Below are 15,957 nucleotides of genomic sequence, written 5' to 3'. Positions count from 1 at the left end.
ACTCCCAATTTAGATTGTATAATCCAAATTACATATCCCAATGATCAAGTATCATGAATAATATTCATGAAAGCAAACTCAGATAATGGATAAAACTTCTTAGGCCAATATTGTTCTTAGAGATTGAAATTAAATTTTTTGGAAAAATACCAATTTAATAATTAAAGGGTTTCGATAGTACTTTCTATAGGAAAGTGATCGCTATAACCCGTCAGAATTGTTCTGCCAGGAGATAATTCTTCAAGCTCACCATTTGGTCGAATTCTCTGATACTCGAATCTCATTGGAACTTGCCTTAGTGATGGGTGAATTTTGTTTCTGTCTTTATTATCAAAACTACTTTCAGGTAAAGCTCGATCCAACTTAGTACTCTTGTTGATTCGAATAGAATCCAGATTCATCTTTAACTTCTGTGAACCATACAGCAGGCCTCGAGATATGATAAATTGATCAAATAAGTCAAATCCATCGTTATAATAAATAGTACCATCTGGCATGATTGGCCACATGCAATTAAACAAGTAACCTTGATAAAATAGATAATTATGTTTGTCAGTTTGTTTACTTGTTGGCCATCGCTTAGTAAGGCTAGGATGTTCGAAAATTTCATCCCAATTTAGAAGTTTATTAGCGTCGGGTGTGGCATGTAGATGATTCAGTATACTCTTGTCATACGGGTTATCATTGAAATCACCCATTAGAAGAATATTTTTATTCCATTTTTGATTCAAATGAGACAGAACATTTTCATCGTTTCTCAAATCGACAGGAAAATTTTCTAATTCACCTTGATCGATCTTTAATGTATCCTCAACGGCTCTTGCACAACTTTCGGCTGCTGCAATTCTCAATGGTTCAGTTTCATAGCGACCACCAGACCTAGAAGGCCAATGATTCACTATAACAGTTATATCGGCTTTGTTTTCTAACAAAGTAAAGTTGGCTACTAATATGTTCCTTGTTGGATATCTCAGGTTGATACTATATCCTCTTAATGAGTTAAGACTAAATTTCTTTTTTGAATATAGTAGACAAGTGTCAATCCCTCGAACATCTGGCCCATTTAAATACTCTGCAATGGCATATTCCTTTTCAGGAGATAATTTATCCACTAATTCTGAAAGCATTGTTTCAGTTTCTACTTCACATAGGCCTATAAGATCAGGTCCTTCATTGTTATGAAGCGAGTCTATGGTGAAGGCCAGGTTTTCAATCTTCTTGTTTTTTACTATATTATTCCATCCTCTGGAAGGGGTAAATTCAATATCAGATCCAAGAGATGAAGGAAGTGTATCAAATAGATTATTTACATTCCAAAAGCTTGTGTAAAATTTACCCATAATAGGCAGAAGAAATTAGACAGTTTAATAGTTTTGTTAATCAGTGTGTTGTACACATGGCTTAAGTGTGCAACATAATCCGTGTGTGAGAGTATCAAAAATAAATTGACTTAAATAACTGCCATTGAAAGTCCAGTATATTTCGTAATAGTGGTAACACGAAGTATAGTATTTTTTTCTTTGCAACTCTTTTGCCCAATTATCACTTTAAGACAAAGTGGAACCTACAAAGATAACAACTTTGTTCTATAGAAGCAAAATATTTCATACCTATCTGCTATTCATATTATTTTCTCCTAACAGACATAAAGGCGATAGTAGACTAATTACTTAGTAATAATTATTAGTGTTAATCTGAGTAATAGTATAATAACTGTAAGTTCTGAGAAAACGCTTTTAGAAATTATTTGGTAGCTAGCAGATCATTATGAATTCGAAAACACCCTTATCTTCATTTTTGGTTATATCTTTGGTCAGCTTGAATCCATAAAAAAATCAATATAAGATGTTTCAAATACCATATCTAATCAATAATCTTTCTTCGTCATATTCAAGGAGCGATCGTGGTATTTGTTACTCATCAGGTTCGGCATGCACTATAACTCTCGATGCTTTTGTGCTTTGAAGTAACAGATTCTGCACCTGGGTAGATATGGAATGAGCCTTCTCAACAGAAATATCATTTGGCTGGTCGTCACTGTGGTCATCGTCAATGATACTACTGCTTTCATTGGACGAAGTTTTACTATTAACCAAATCATCAGTCCCAGTTTTGATATGATTGGGATTAATTTTGATAGTAAGGGTAATGTGTAATTCCCCTTTAACATATACAAGAGAAATATCATTACAATCAGAAACTCCCATTACAGACATGGCAGTTTCCTTTACAATATCTAGAAAATGCTCGTCGGCAAATTCTTCTTGTCCAACAGAGGATTCGACGTCGAGGTCCGTTTCGATATGTGTTGTAACACGAATTATGTTAGGAATTTCCGTTTTTATTTTTTTTTCGAATTTGTCCACTACACTATGTGCAATCTTGAACCCCAATTTATCATCCATTTGAACATCAAGATATAGATGTAACGATCGGAAATGATTTTCAGAGTTTTTGTTCTGTTCAGTATCTATATCAGTTTCTGAGACAACTTTAGAGATGTAAATAGAGTGAATGTTTTTAATGGTTGGAAAATCTTCGGCTATTAGTCGAATCTTGTCTTTGATAGTTTCAGACATGTTATCCTCCACCGCGTCAACATGTACTACTATATCACAATTGGGAAGAAGTTCGTTCTTAATTTTGTTCTCAACATTGGTGGCTATCCTATGTGCTTTATCATGAGTAAAAGTTCTGGGAACTTCTATGTGAAGATCAACGAATGTATCTTGTCCAACTTTTCTTACTCTTATGCTATGTGCCTTTTGAATGCCTTCAAAACCGGTTATAGATTCATGTATCTGACCCTGAATACCTTTAGGAGCCTTGTCTAATAATACGTCTAGGGTTCTCCGGCCCAAACCTAATGAGGTGTAAACTATCAATATGGCCACTGCAATTGCAGCATAGGCATCAGCGTTTGGAATCTGAAATAAAAAGACAACAGCTAGTCCTACTAGTACAACTGACGATGTAAGCATATCAACACGGAAATGTAATGCATCGGCTTCTATTGCCTGGCTACCATACTTGTTAGCTACTCTATATAGAGCCCTAGAGCGCCAATAGTCAACAATTATTGAAGCAATTAAGACTCCAAAAGAAAGTAGCGTTACTTCTGGGTTTACATGTTTGAAAAAGATTCGTTCAAAGCCTTCGTAAAGTATCCACCCAGCCACGACAAATAATAACAATACCGCGCCAAGACTAGCCAAACTCTCAAATTTTGCGTGGCCGTAATTATGATCAATATCAGGCGGTTTACGTGAAATTCTGATCGCATAAAGAGTCATAGAAGCAGCAAACACATCTAGGCCTGAATGCATTCCTTCAGATAACAAACCCAAACTGTTTGTAAAGATTGCAATAATGAATTTTGATATTGTTAGTGCAGAGGAGGCAATAATAGAAGAAATGGCGATTTGGATTTTTTCCCTATAAGCTTTCTTCTGATCTGAAGCTTGTTCATCAGTATCGACTATGTTCTTTGTATCATGCTCATCTATATTATTATTAGATTGAGCATTATCTTTAGGAAATAATTCATCTCTAGATTTCTTCCTTTTTACCACAAATAAAAGTGAATAAAATATCGTGTTATATAATAGATTTGAAAAGCCAGCAGAATTTGGATTTTGCTATTGTGTCAAAAGCGGTAAATGAGTATCGTTGTTTTATGGCAAATTAGGTAGTTGCACATTGTTATCTTAAACAATGATTTTAATCGATATGGTTAACCAAAGTTAAAGGGATTTGACCACGCATCATCCTTTCGATGTTAATGCGTATGATATCAGAGATAGAATCTATTGCTTCGTAGGTCCATCCAGCTATATGAGGAGTCAGAAGGAAGTTATCAAGCTTTAACAAATCGTCGTTTTGATCTGCAGGTTCTTTCCAAAACACATCAAATGCTGCACCTGATATATTTTTATCTCTCAGGGAAATAAACAACGCTTCATGATTAACAACTGGTGCCCTAGCCACGTTAATCAAATACGCAGATTTTTTCATTAAATCCATTTCTTTTTTGCTTATCATGTTTTCTGTTTCGTTATTTAGTGGAGTATGTATCGAAACTATATCGGCTAATGGCAGCGCTTGTGGAAGTTTGTCAACACCAAATATGCTATCTACAAAATATTTCTTATCTCCACCTTCAGTTTTAGTAAATGGATGTTTCGTTACCGCTATGACTTTCATTCCGAAGGCCTTTGCCCTTTTGGCAACTTCGATTCCGGTAACTCCCAACCCCAGAATAAGTATAGTTTTTCCAGATAATTCAATTCCCATATGATCAGGCATTCTTCGAATAAATGCTCCAGAATTTGGATTTGAACTAAAGGAATTGAGCTTGATATTCTTTGAAAGATAAAGGATTAACAAAAAAGTATGTTCAGCCACAGATATTGCATTTGCCATAGGCACGTTTGCTACGTATATTCCCCTTTCTGAGCAATAGTCAATGTCAATTCCATCAACACCGATTCCCGATTGTTGAACTAATTTCAGGTTAGGACAAGAATTTATGATTTGCCTATCAATCCTGTCAACGCTATTTATCAGTATTTCAGAATCTTGAATTTGAGGGATTAAAGGCTCGCTATAATTTACAAATTCAAACGGTATATTAGAATGATTTAATTTCTCGGTAATGCGCTGTTTAAACTCTAGATTTTGAACAAGTGCTTTTATTATCAAGATCTCTCTTTAGTCTGTGATTTCTTATAAATCAGCATGACAGGTATCTGATTAACGTGAAGTTAGTAGCCGTAAACTAAATGATATTGAAATCCGGCAATCATAAAGAAACATATGATTATTACAACAGTAGATTAATCTCTGCTACGAGTGCAAGCAATTTGATATCATGACGCTGTTGCAACCAAAAAAAGGATCCTCTTCGACTATCTACAGGTGATTAGTACCTTAAAGTGATTAGTATTGCCTGTAGATATCTCTGTATATTTAATTGTCTTTAATGTACCGCAAGTTAATGATCCTAGTTCAAAGGTGGTGCCACTAAGCTGTAATCCCGGAAAATGACACAATGTATTCTTATTGTTCAAATTACCTTTAAAAGAATACGAGATTCCTTTAGCCATTCCACTGATTATACTTCCACTTTTTTCTCCCGTTGATCCCTTAATAGATATGGTTCCATGCCATTTACCATTTTTTTTGTCAGCACTAACTTTGAAATTCCCAGGGGAAATGATAACTCCTTTCTGTCCCGTAGCGCAGTTATAGATTGATTGTTGAGTATTTTTTGCCTGAAGGTGAGTATAAGACCCTTTTCCACTTGAGGACGATTTCATCATCGTACCTGAATCGCCTGTGTTAGTATCGTCAGTGATTATACCTTCATCTATAGAGTCTATTGATGCGTTTGCGACTTCAAATGGTTCTGAAAACATGAGTGTGGGGGTTACAAATACGCCCAAGATAAGAAACAGAATTACAAGGGACTTGTTTGATTTGGTCATTGCCTAACATATGTATTCAATTTGCGGTAATACTTAAGGAATGTGTTATCGCGCCTTTACTATTGCATCTACCAAATAATATTATTGTTATTTATGAAGGGACAATAAAAGATTCCATTACCCCAATTCAATTTATACCCTGATTGGGATCGGACTCTATTTTTATCACTCTAGGACGGGTATGATTTCCTATATCATAACCCATTTGCCTAAAATATTTTAAGATCAATTTATAGACTATTTCGTCATGGTTGGCTGTTTCTAAAATTTTGTTCCAAGATATTTCCGTGTTGATAGGTGTTTCACTTGCCATCTTTGTTACCAATCTATGGGCTTCGGTCTTGCATTCTTCAAAAGTCTTTCCGTTCTTATATGCCTTGGTTCTTGGATCGCAACTAGAATTGTTATTCAAATAACCGAATTAATCAAATCAAGATATATAATATTTCAGTCGTTATTTTATGTAAACTGGCTATGATGAACGCGGACCTTGATATTTATCTGTTAACCAAAGCTAGAGAAACAATTCATTTGAAATATCAAAAAGTCCAATTTCCGACCCATCAAATTTTTATTAATGTGATGCAATATTGTAATTTGCTATACTTGTACAAGACTATAAATGGTAAAAAGGTAAAATATGACGAGTATGGTATTAACAACCCAGATCATGTTTTATTTATTCATGGACTAGGATCTTCTTCTCTTGTTTGGCGTGATTTTCCTGAGGCCCTATCGAGAAGATATCATACTATTGCAATTGATCTCATTGGGTTTGGCGAAAGCGATAAGCCTAAAGAAGACTATACAATTAGTTTTTTTACCAAGTTCATTAAAGATTTCATAAATGAAATGAAATTTGATACCAATGAGAAAATTTCCATTATAGGTCATTCTCTTGGAGGATATATTGCAATAGACTTTGCAATATCTAATAGAGAGAGAGTAGATAAACTAATTCTCTTTGATTCTTCGGGTTTGTTGAAAAGCCCCACTCCTTTACTATTAGATTACATGAATGCAGTGAAGGTTACCGATCCGATTTTGAGACGCGAGAGAATTAACAGGGTCTTGGGAAATTTGTACTCCGACCCAACTAGGCTTTTGCCAATAATAGTTGACTTTTTTCTTTACTTTATAGAAAAACCCGGCGCATTAGAAGCTTTTGAATCTGCTTTCATGAATAGTACTTCATCGAGGATTGACTCAAACCAAATCAAAAAAATAGAAAATATTCGCTGTTTAATATTATGGGGAGAAAAGGACAAACTTATTCCCGTATCATATGCTGAACAATTCAAACAGCTATTATCAGCAGCTAAAATTGAAATAATCAAAGATGCAGGACATGCGCCATTCGTAGAAAAACCAGCTATAGTTTATCAAAGCTTAATGGATTTCCTAAAATGAGAACATTAAATAATTCTTGACGAATAGCAAATAAGGAAAAGAAGCCTTAGGATATAAATCGAAATGAATAAATTTTATATAAAAAAACACTATAATATTAAACTATTACAAAAAGTTTTAAAAAAAATATGTTAAATACTATAACTACTATGTTATAATATAGTATGAAAAACCCCTCGAATCTGCTAATTGTTTCTTTTTTTATATTGATTCTTTTATCTAGTCTTTATTATAGTAACTTCTTGGTTGTGCGAGGTGACGATGATGACGATGATGATGATGATGACGATTTTTCGGACAAAGACATTATAGAAATTTGTTGTACTTGGGGTTACGAATTAGCAGATGGGATTCTTACTTATACTATTGACAGCGATGATGACGATGATGATCTTAAGGACTCCATAAGGAGCGCAGTCGCAACATGGAATGGTGAACTAAATGGGATCAGATTAGTTGAAATAGACGACAGTGATGAAGATATCAAGATTTCATTTAAGAATGACGGGAAGAAAATAGCAGGAAAAACGGTAAATTACTTTGATCGATTTGGATTCATTCGACAATCTGAAATCATAGTTTCTGAAGAATCTTACGATAGGGACTTTAGTTCTTCTCAAATTGAACAGATTGCGCTCCATGAACTTGGTCATGTTTTGGGATTGGAACACGCTAACTTTAGAGGAAACCTAATGACAGAGAGAGTAGATATTGGAAGCACGACTATATCTCCATGTGAGATCCAAGCGGTAAACATTGCTAACTCTTGGAAGTTAAGTGGAGGTAATACAATGTATTTGCCAGATGAAAAGTACATAGAATGCTAATCCTTTTAGATCTCAAATTATACAGGTTACAGATTAAATAGTATTAGCAAATTTTTTTTTGATAGTCGTGTTATTCTAGTACTTTACAAACTGGCGTCCTGCGGGTCATTATACAAACGTGGGAAAAATATCTATATAAGAGATATTGACTTTGTAGGCTAGTGCCATTAAGTAGAATCGCTGTCTGTGTAGCAAATTAGTTAGTTTTTGATTTATTAAATAAAAAAGAAAATCGTACGAAATATAATATTCGCGTTTCAATATCGATAATGGATATCGACTTTATAAAAAAATTTTATTGAAACCTGTATATGCAAGAAATCTAATTTGTTTTTCTAATCCCAACATTGCCATTAATGATAAGCTATATTCTGAGTAGAATAATTTTTCCATAATTCAAAGCTAAAGATTTTCAAATAATAGGTATTTAGTATAAAATAAAATTAAGATAAATTATAAATTTATTAAAAGAGAATAATTTTTACCTTTAATATCAATGTACTTAATAATATCCTGAATTCAATTTTATTGTGAATATACTACAGAAGAAATACAAATGTGAAAAGGACGGGGAAAAGTTTAGCTCATATGAGAAGTTCATCGAACATGGTAGAAGAGTTCATCACTTCGTGGTTTTAAAATGTAATCGCTGTGGAAAGCAATTTATTCACGAAAAAGATAGGTTACATCATGTCAGAGATCGATGTAAAGATAAATAGTTAATTCCTAACAGAACGGGCGTAATCCACGGAATCTTGCTGTTTTGGAATTTACTGAATATTGCATTATCATATCACGGACGTCACTGTAACGAAGTTGTGAATATGAAACATATGTCTCGAGATTGATGTAAATTCTTTTTTCCAATTTGCTAGATAATTTGCCAGTTGCGCTGCAATAACCTCCTCAGGTGTATCTTCGCTAAAGAGTAATTTTTTAACGAATGAAGTAGTTTGAATTTTGACCCACATTATAGTCCGCACCATCGTGTTCTGTTTTAGAAGCTGGAGTGTACTGATCAATGTACCATAAGCATACGGAATAAATTATGCACATTTTGTCTTGAATATTGGAGTACAACAAAATAATTTGGTTATAGGACTATAAAATATAATTTCGTCGGATCCAATGTAGATTCCGATATAGATCCAACAACTATTACAAAATTAATTAGAATGAATTAGATGCAGATATCAAAAAAAGTAATTATAAAAAAATCCGGTTAAGAGATCTAAATCCCTTATTCTTCGGTGTTGTCACCAGATTCTTCTTCGGTGTTGTCACCAGATTCTTCTTCGGTGTTGTCACCAGATTCTTCTTCGGTGTTGTCACCAGATTCTTCTTCGGTGTTGTCACCAGATTCTTCTTCGGTGTTGTCACCAGATTCTTCTTCGGTGTTGTCACCAGATTCTTCTTCGGTGTTGTCACCAGATTCACTGTCGCTCGATTGTACTAATTCTTCTGTCCCAGATTCGTCGCCGCTCTCTTCAGTTCCTGCTTCCTGAGCTTGTGCGATACCTTGTTCGGCTGAGTTGCCACCGCTACTGCCACTGCTTTGTGCAGCTACGTTGTCGCCCTCATTTTCTTGGTTTTGAACATTCAAGTTGTTTCCCGAGAATATTGAACTTCCAGGAGTCACTACACTGCTGCTTTGAATAGAGGATTGAACTTGTTCGATTGCTTGTTCGGCTGAGTTGCCGCCACCGCCATTCTTTCCATGGTATTTACCACCGCCTGATGATCCACTTTCATCTTCATCTAGACCAAATTGTGCCAAAACATTGTTTCCACTGTTGACTTGGTTTTGGAAAGCTACATTATTACAAGATACTATTGCATCCTCTCCAGAAACACATTGGCTTCTTTGGTTAGAAGATTGTGATTGGCCAATGCCTTGTTCGGCTGAGTTGCCGCTACCCTTTCCATTGCCACCAGATTGTAAACCAACATTACTTCCACTGTTTTCTTGGTTTTGGAAGGAGACATTGTTACAAGAGGCCTCTATACTACCACCTGCAACACATTGGCTTCTTTGGTTAGAAGATTGTGATTGGCCAATGGCTTGGGCTGCGGAATTGCCGCTACCCTTTCCATTGCCTCCAGTCTTGTGCTAATACGTTACTGACCCTCATTAACTTGGTTTTGGACGCTAAGGTTATTGCAAGAATTACTTACATCGCCACCAGAAACACATTGGCTTCTTTGGTTAGAGGATTGTGATTGGCCAATGCCTTGGGCTGCGGAATTGCCGCTACCCTTTCCATTGCCACCGTCTTGTGCTGCGACATTATTTCCATCGTTGAATTGATTTTGGACGTTGATGTTGTTACATGATTCATTTACATCGCCACCTGCAACACATTGGCTTCTTTGGTTAGAGGATTGTGATTGGCCAATGCCTTGGGCTGCGGAATTGCCGCTACCCTTTCCATTGCCACCAATTTGACCTAATACGTTATGGCCCTCGTTAACTTGATTTTGGACGCTAAGGTTATTGCAAGATTCGTTCACATCACCACCAGAAACACAGCCACCAAATTGATTTGAGGATTGTGATTGGCCAATGCCTTGGGCTGCGGAATTGCCGCTACCCTTTCCATTGCCACCGTCTTGTGCTGCGACATTATTTCCATCGTTGAATTGATTTTGGACATTTAGGTTATTTCCAGATAATACTGTGTCTTCGCCGGAAACTACTAAAGCACCCTGTGTTGATGATTGCTCTTGTCCTATTGCTTGGAATGCAGTGTTACCACTGTATTTTCCATTTCCACCGATTTGACCTAATACGTTATGGCCCTCGTTAACTTGATTTTGGATGTTAAGGTTATTGCAAGATAAGAATGTCCCGTCGCCGCTAACACAAACTGCAAGTTGTCGTGCGTCTTGCTCTTGTCCGATTGCTTGTTCGGCTGAGTTGCCGCTACCCTTTCCATTGCCACCGTCTTGTGCTGCGACATTATTTCCGTCGTTGAATTGGTTTTGGACATTTAGGTTATTACAAGAAATAAATGTGTCAATGCCCGACAAACAAATTCCGAGCTGAACAGCCCCTTGTATTTGGCTGATTGATTGTTCTGCGTCATTCTGTGCGTATACATTACTTGGCATGGCCATTAAAGCCGGAGCCAAAGTTAACATAATGAATATTGGTAAAATAGCTAATAAGTATTTCATTATAGTATTTTTCTATATTTATTTTCATTATTTAAACTTTCTTCAAATTAACCACAATAATGTTCAAGAACAATCATAGATAAAATTTTTCTAATAGATTTTTATCTATATAGATTTATTTGAGCTGCAGAACTAAATGAAGAACACTTTTGCCTTTAGTTCTTTTTACCTTAAAAATAAACTATCAATTACCTTAAGAATAGAATCATTGACATGTCACCTTTACTAACTTATACAATGTTCCTACTAGAGTAATTTTTAGGCAAGAAATTGATCAAAAATCAAATGGTGATACATTCATTTTACATACCAACAACGTATAAATTCTTCTAATTTGCCCGTTTGAACAAGCCCAACTGCTTCTCTCAAGCAAGGAGTTAAGGACATCATGATTAGTCAAAATAATCATAGTCACTAACCAAATCTAATTTGCTTTGTGTCACCACATTTCAAATTAATGAAAGAATATTTAAAAACTTGAATGATCAACGTATATAAAATCAAATGAATCATAAAATTAAATCAAAAATGTCATATGCAATCTTGGGACTTGCCTTCGCAGCCTCCTTGGGTGTATTAATGAATTTTAGTGGCTATAACCCAGCCATAGGACAACCAACTTCAGAAATAAGTATTGGAAATACTACAAGCGAGGCAAGTGATACTTTTTTCCAACTAGAGAATTCGATTGAAATCATGAAATCGCTGGTAAACGAAACTCAGGCATCACTTGACAACGGTAACACCACAGAAGCACTTGACTTTCTAAATCAAATCTACAATGAACTAATACAAATTGCAAACAATTCAAACAACTTGATTTGGGACCTTTCTAACGAAGGTAATTAATCAGTACTTGAGAATCTGTATCAAAGACTATTTAGATTTTGATTAGTATCTAAACTAAAAATTTTTTTTGTGATAATCATTACTTTTGATAAATCCTCATAAGTTTACCCAGAATAGGATTAAGTGAGATATGGTTTGTTGTTTAAGACAAGACAATACTTGTCGAGTATGTCATTTAATCGCAGACTTCACAATTATTACCTAAAATATTTGCTAATTGCCAATCTAACCATAAAGTTGGGAGGCTTTCAAATGCAAGATCGAATTTTAAAATTCTTGATGAAACTAATAACTTAAGAAAGATATTCCAATTCAAGCGACTGTGATTTATTTAGTCTAAAAATTCAAGTTCAAGGTTACTTTGCATTTCCATTCCCCTAAATTTAGGAGTTTTTGGCGATATGCGTCAAGTGCCTGTGACACTTGTGATTTGGCAAGAAACGAATCTAATCTAAGGAACCTCCAAAAGTAAGGTTTTGTTCAAATCCAATCTACAATTCTGATAACATTTACATACGATCAAGTATCAATGTCTTTATGGTATTGATTGCATGTCCTAAATGTGGGGAATCATACTCCGCTTCTCCTCCAGATTCTGGTCACAGGAAATTAGTCAAATATCCTGATAGAAATACATACCCTCATACAATCGAATGTAAGATGTGTGGGAATGTAATTACGATTTACTGGAAACCAACTGAATAATTATTCCCTTTTCGTAGATACTATGGACACCAAATAATAGTAATAATGATAGAACTCTATTCTACAAACATACATTCAAGATAATATTTCTAAATTATCTTATTACCGGACAACTTACTGGACTAAGGTTGTGAAATCATTGGCAATGTAAAAGTAAAGGTAGCACCTTTATCATCGTCGTTGTTTTCCGCCCAAATCGACCCACCATGAGCTTCTATAATATTTCTACATATATATAGGCCAAGCCCTGTCCCTGAGGGAGAGCCAGTAATAAATTTATCAAATAGTCGAGGTAAAATATCCCGATCGATCCCAGGACCAGAATCCTTTATTCTAACAAATATGCGATCCTCTCCCCTTCGTATACCTACTTCAATAACCCCCTGCTGGGTAAATTTAATTGAATTTATCAAGATATTTGACATTACTTGATTAATTCTATCTTTATCAGCATAAACTAATAGTCTCCTTTTCTGTTTGGCTATATCTAAATTCAAATCTATTTCTGTATTTTCATGCGAAAACCTTATGGTAACATTATTACAATTTATTTGATTTGTATAATCTCTAATCATTGTATGGACTACTGATATGATATCAAACTTTTCTAAATTCAAATGTAAGGTACGACTTTCAATTCTTGCAGCATCTAATATTTCTTCAGATAGCTTTTGAAGGCGTTTAGAATTCTTAATGATTATCTCCATATGTTCTTTATATTGTTCTATATTACCGTTCTTATTGTAGAGAAAAATTGAGAGTGCCAAAATGGGTTGAATGGGAGTACGTAATTCATGAGCAGCAATATTTATGAATTCATCCTTTAACTTTTCTGATTCTTTAATTTCCTCATATTGGCTTTGGATTAGTTCATTTCTCTCTCGTAAGTTAATTGTATAGCGGATGCCGGAAATTGCTAAGGCTATTATATTGACAAAGTATCCCAAGTCCTTTAATACATGTGCAACATTATGAGCGGTATCAAAGGATTGAATGGAGTATGACATAATAATCTGTGAAAAAATATCAATGATAAGATATATCAAAATTCCTTTGTAAATTATGTCCTTTTTTAGATACAGTTTTTTCTTGTAAAAGAAAAACAAAGCGAGTACAAAAAGCACAAGTGGGGGAATTTCATATGGCCTATGTACCGAATATTCGTCTAACACACTAGCAGGAAATATCATTACAAAGGAAATCATAGCGATGCTTCCTGCTATAACACCCAGGAAAATTAAATAAATAATCAAATTCTTTTGGAGTTTATCTTCATATTCTCTCTTTTGATCGTTGTCCAAGAACGATCCTGTATCTACGATTTTGTCATTTTTTTTCTTCTTGATTTCATGAGGCCTTTTAGTTGCCAATTCATCGGGAAACAGAAATGAATATTTTGCAATCGCTACTAGTAACATACTACTTAGAAATATTCTTCCTGCAAACCACGTTTGTGGGATAAAATATTTTAAGAAATCTACATGCTCCATTAGACCAAAAGACACAGTCACATGAAGTAAATCGATACTGGCACTCACTGCAAAACCTATACCTATAAACAGACTGAATTTATCATTAAGATTCCGAGCATGCAAAATGTAATAGAATGCTATAACACTTGAAAGAATGACAGCAAATAATTCAATGTAAAAGTGATGCAGTTCTGAACCCACCCATAAATATGGATCGACTGATATTACAGCTAGTAATAAAAGAGGGATTGATGGAAGGAGAGTATACTTTAGAAATATCTTATTTGAAAAAATATCGAGCACCCTGTAACATTTGTCTATATAAGAATCCGAGGGTATTATAATCAAGATAAAGACTCCGCTTTTCTCAAAGTAGAATGTAACTTTGTGTTCTCAAATAATAACAAATAATTTTCAAGAAATGAAGTACCATTGGTATTCATGAAGCTTGGACAGTAATTGTGCTTATCAAAAGTAGACTGATGTAACAAGATTATTGAAACTTCATAATCGATTACCAACATGACTTGCATTTATTAATCATCACATAAAGTTAAGCTATATTGGATTTCGTAAAATCGATCTTATGTTCGATAATAATTTTTCTGGTTCTATTGGTTTTCGAATAATTTCACTGTATTTTATCTCGGGGAAAATACTAAGAACTTCTTCCAATGCATTTAATGCCGAGAGAAATATTACTCTCACGTCAGGGTTGAGAATTTTTAACTGAGAGTATAACTTTATTCCGTTTAATTCAGGCATTCGTATATCCATTATGACTAGATGATAGAAGTAAGGATTCTTGTCAGAAAAGTGACTAAGCGCACGTGCAGAATTAGAAAATGTAGTTACATTATAGCCTTCGCTGGAAATTATTGAATGAAAGGCAAACAAGATATCTTCATCATCGTCGATTAATAGAATGTTAAATGCTGAATTTGGAAGGCTTTGTTGATGTTGTTGGTCATCGAAAATTCTTTTCCTTTTGCTCCTTTGGATTTCAATTTTTTTATTATCATCTTCAATACGATGGACGGAATATGTTTTGAAAAGCGAATTTGGACTAGCACGGTTATAATCTTGCGTACAATCCAAAGTTCTAAAGTCATATTCTTTGAATGCAGAAGTTTCTTTTATCACTTGCAACAAATCTTGGTGAATTATCATTTGATTGGAAGGGGCAAAGCGATTGATTTTAGAACATACATTTACAGGAGGACCAAAAAGATCGACATTATGAGAATTTAGAGAAATGGCCAACTCAACTTTACCATAATTGGCGCTAATTCTATAGTTGACTGGAGACAATCCTTGTTTGTGTAGGTTATCGTTTAAAGAATTATTTTCATCGATCATGGATAGTCCGCATTCAAGTACATCATAAAAGGCCGATTCATTTTCAGAATTTACGGTCCTTGGAAAATAATATAACAATCCATCTCCAGAATTCTTAATAACTCTGCCATTATGATTTCGAATTATGTTCGACATAGTATTAAGAAAAATAGAATAATATCCCTGAATCATGTCAGAACGCATAATATCATTTGTATTTTTCGTAGAATCAATTATGTCAATAAAGCATACGCAATATTTGTGAGTACAATTGAGAAAAGTGATTTGATTTATATCTATTAAGGTTGTACTCGACGTATCGCTTTGCCTTTCATTTTTTCGGAGGATATTGTTATAGTAAATAGGAGACTCAAAATTAGGCTGACCCACTTAGGACCCACCTCTTAAGACCACATGTTTGAAATTGAAATAAATTCTCAATAATTCCGACTGACTTGCAAGCGGAACGTCGATTGCTGAGAACAAAATTCTCACAAAATTTCGCGTTTTTGGCATTGTATCGCACAATATCATGATATTGTTTGACATTGGCAATACTACACAAATAACGTATATAACTCTTTCGAATGTTTCTTTAACAATTTCACATTTTCTCAAATAATTAAAAGTCGTTATCCATTATCAGAGAAAAAACAAAAACTAGAGAAAGATTAGCACGATTCAGGATGCAGT

At 34.6% G+C, this 15,957-nt stretch carries 13 protein-coding genes; 4 read left to right on the top strand and 9 right to left on the bottom strand.

The genetic code is table 11. The features are described 5' to 3' along the window. Positions 1-161 precede the first annotated feature (161 nt). The 5 genes from ACMT7R_RS02805 to ACMT7R_RS02785 all read right to left on the bottom strand — a co-directional run bounded on the left by ACMT7R_RS02805 (position 162) and on the right by ACMT7R_RS02785 (position 5,898). The gene (locus ACMT7R_RS02805; protein WP_415309914.1) at positions 162-1,340 is read right to left on the bottom strand and encodes a hypothetical protein; all 1,179 of its coding nucleotides are present in this window, start codon (positions 1,338-1,340) and stop codon (positions 162-164) included. 573 nt (positions 1,341-1,913) lie between these two features. Continuing rightward, a complete protein-coding gene (locus ACMT7R_RS02800) occupies positions 1,914-3,572 on the bottom strand; it encodes a cation diffusion facilitator family transporter (protein ID WP_415309913.1) in 1,659 nt (552 codons plus the stop codon). 148 nt (positions 3,573-3,720) lie between these two features. Then, a complete protein-coding gene (locus tag ACMT7R_RS02795) occupies positions 3,721-4,701 on the bottom strand; it encodes an NAD(P)-dependent oxidoreductase (RefSeq protein ID WP_415309912.1) in 981 nt (326 codons plus the stop codon). Positions 4,702-4,907: 206 nt separating this feature from the next. Further along, a complete protein-coding gene (locus tag ACMT7R_RS02790; RefSeq protein ID WP_415309911.1) occupies positions 4,908-5,486 on the bottom strand; it encodes a hypothetical protein in 579 nt (192 codons plus the stop codon). 127 nt (positions 5,487-5,613) lie between these two features. Beyond that, entirely contained in the window at positions 5,614-5,898 is a 285-nt protein-coding gene (locus tag ACMT7R_RS02785; protein WP_415309910.1) for a hypothetical protein, read from the bottom strand. Positions 5,899-5,960: 62 nt separating this feature from the next. Between ACMT7R_RS02785 and ACMT7R_RS02780 the strand changes: the two genes are divergently transcribed. Both ACMT7R_RS02780 and ACMT7R_RS02775 read left to right on the top strand, forming a co-directional pair. Next, the gene (locus tag ACMT7R_RS02780; protein ID WP_415309909.1) at positions 5,961-6,896 is read left to right on the top strand and encodes an alpha/beta fold hydrolase; all 936 of its coding nucleotides are present in this window, start codon (positions 5,961-5,963) and stop codon (positions 6,894-6,896) included. A 248-nt stretch (positions 6,897-7,144) separates the two neighbouring features. Continuing rightward, entirely contained in the window at positions 7,145-7,723 is a 579-nt protein-coding gene (locus ACMT7R_RS02775; RefSeq protein ID WP_415310551.1) for a matrixin family metalloprotease, read from the top strand. Positions 7,724-8,963: 1,240 nt separating this feature from the next. On the opposite strand, the gene ACMT7R_RS02770 is transcribed toward ACMT7R_RS02775, so the two are convergent. After that, a complete protein-coding gene (locus ACMT7R_RS02770) occupies positions 8,964-9,500 on the bottom strand; it encodes a hypothetical protein (protein WP_415309908.1) in 537 nt (178 codons plus the stop codon). 4 nt (positions 9,501-9,504) lie between these two features. Between ACMT7R_RS02770 and ACMT7R_RS02765 the strand changes: the two genes are divergently transcribed. Then, the gene (locus ACMT7R_RS02765) at positions 9,505-9,837 is read left to right on the top strand and encodes a hypothetical protein (RefSeq protein WP_415309907.1); all 333 of its coding nucleotides are present in this window, start codon (positions 9,505-9,507) and stop codon (positions 9,835-9,837) included. A 4-nt stretch (positions 9,838-9,841) separates the two neighbouring features. Here ACMT7R_RS02765 and ACMT7R_RS02760 read toward each other — a convergent pair whose 3' ends face one another. After that, a complete protein-coding gene (locus ACMT7R_RS02760) occupies positions 9,842-10,900 on the bottom strand; it encodes a hypothetical protein (RefSeq protein ID WP_415309906.1) in 1,059 nt (352 codons plus the stop codon). A gap of 504 nt (positions 10,901-11,404) precedes the next feature. On the opposite strand from ACMT7R_RS02760, the gene ACMT7R_RS02755 reads away from it, so the two are divergent. After that, complete coding sequence (locus tag ACMT7R_RS02755) at positions 11,405-11,749, top strand: hypothetical protein (protein ID WP_415309905.1); 345 nt, start codon at positions 11,405-11,407, stop codon at positions 11,747-11,749. Between the two features lie 827 nt (positions 11,750-12,576). Here the strand turns inward: ACMT7R_RS02755 and ACMT7R_RS02750 are convergent. Then, positions 12,577-14,274, bottom strand: a complete 1,698-nt coding sequence (locus ACMT7R_RS02750; protein ID WP_415309904.1) for an ATP-binding protein — start codon at positions 14,272-14,274, stop codon at positions 12,577-12,579. Positions 14,275-14,484: 210 nt separating this feature from the next. Beyond that, a complete protein-coding gene (locus ACMT7R_RS02745) occupies positions 14,485-15,654 on the bottom strand; it encodes a response regulator (protein WP_415309903.1) in 1,170 nt (389 codons plus the stop codon). Between the last annotated feature and the right edge of the window lie 303 nt (positions 15,655-15,957).

The organism is Candidatus Nitrosocosmicus sp. FF01, assembly GCF_047711275.1.
GTDB lineage: Archaea > Thermoproteota > Nitrososphaeria > Nitrososphaerales > Nitrososphaeraceae > Nitrosocosmicus.
Note: the sequence above shows the minus strand (reverse complement) of the source record. Positions and strands in the feature narration are given on the sequence as shown.

Coding starts and splice junctions, on each gene's coding strand:
- ACMT7R_RS02760 (WP_415309906.1), bottom strand. CDS start 10,900: ATGAAATACTTATTAGCTATTTTACCAATATTCATTATGTTAACTTTG.
- ACMT7R_RS02780 (WP_415309909.1), top strand. CDS start 5,961: ATGATGAACGCGGACCTTGATATTTATCTGTTAACCAAAGCTAGAGAA.
- ACMT7R_RS02805 (WP_415309914.1), bottom strand. CDS start 1,340: ATGGGTAAATTTTACACAAGCTTTTGGAATGTAAATAATCTATTTGAT.
- ACMT7R_RS02790 (WP_415309911.1), bottom strand. CDS start 5,486: ATGACCAAATCAAACAAGTCCCTTGTAATTCTGTTTCTTATCTTGGGC.
- ACMT7R_RS02755 (WP_415309905.1), top strand. CDS start 11,405: ATGAATCATAAAATTAAATCAAAAATGTCATATGCAATCTTGGGACTT.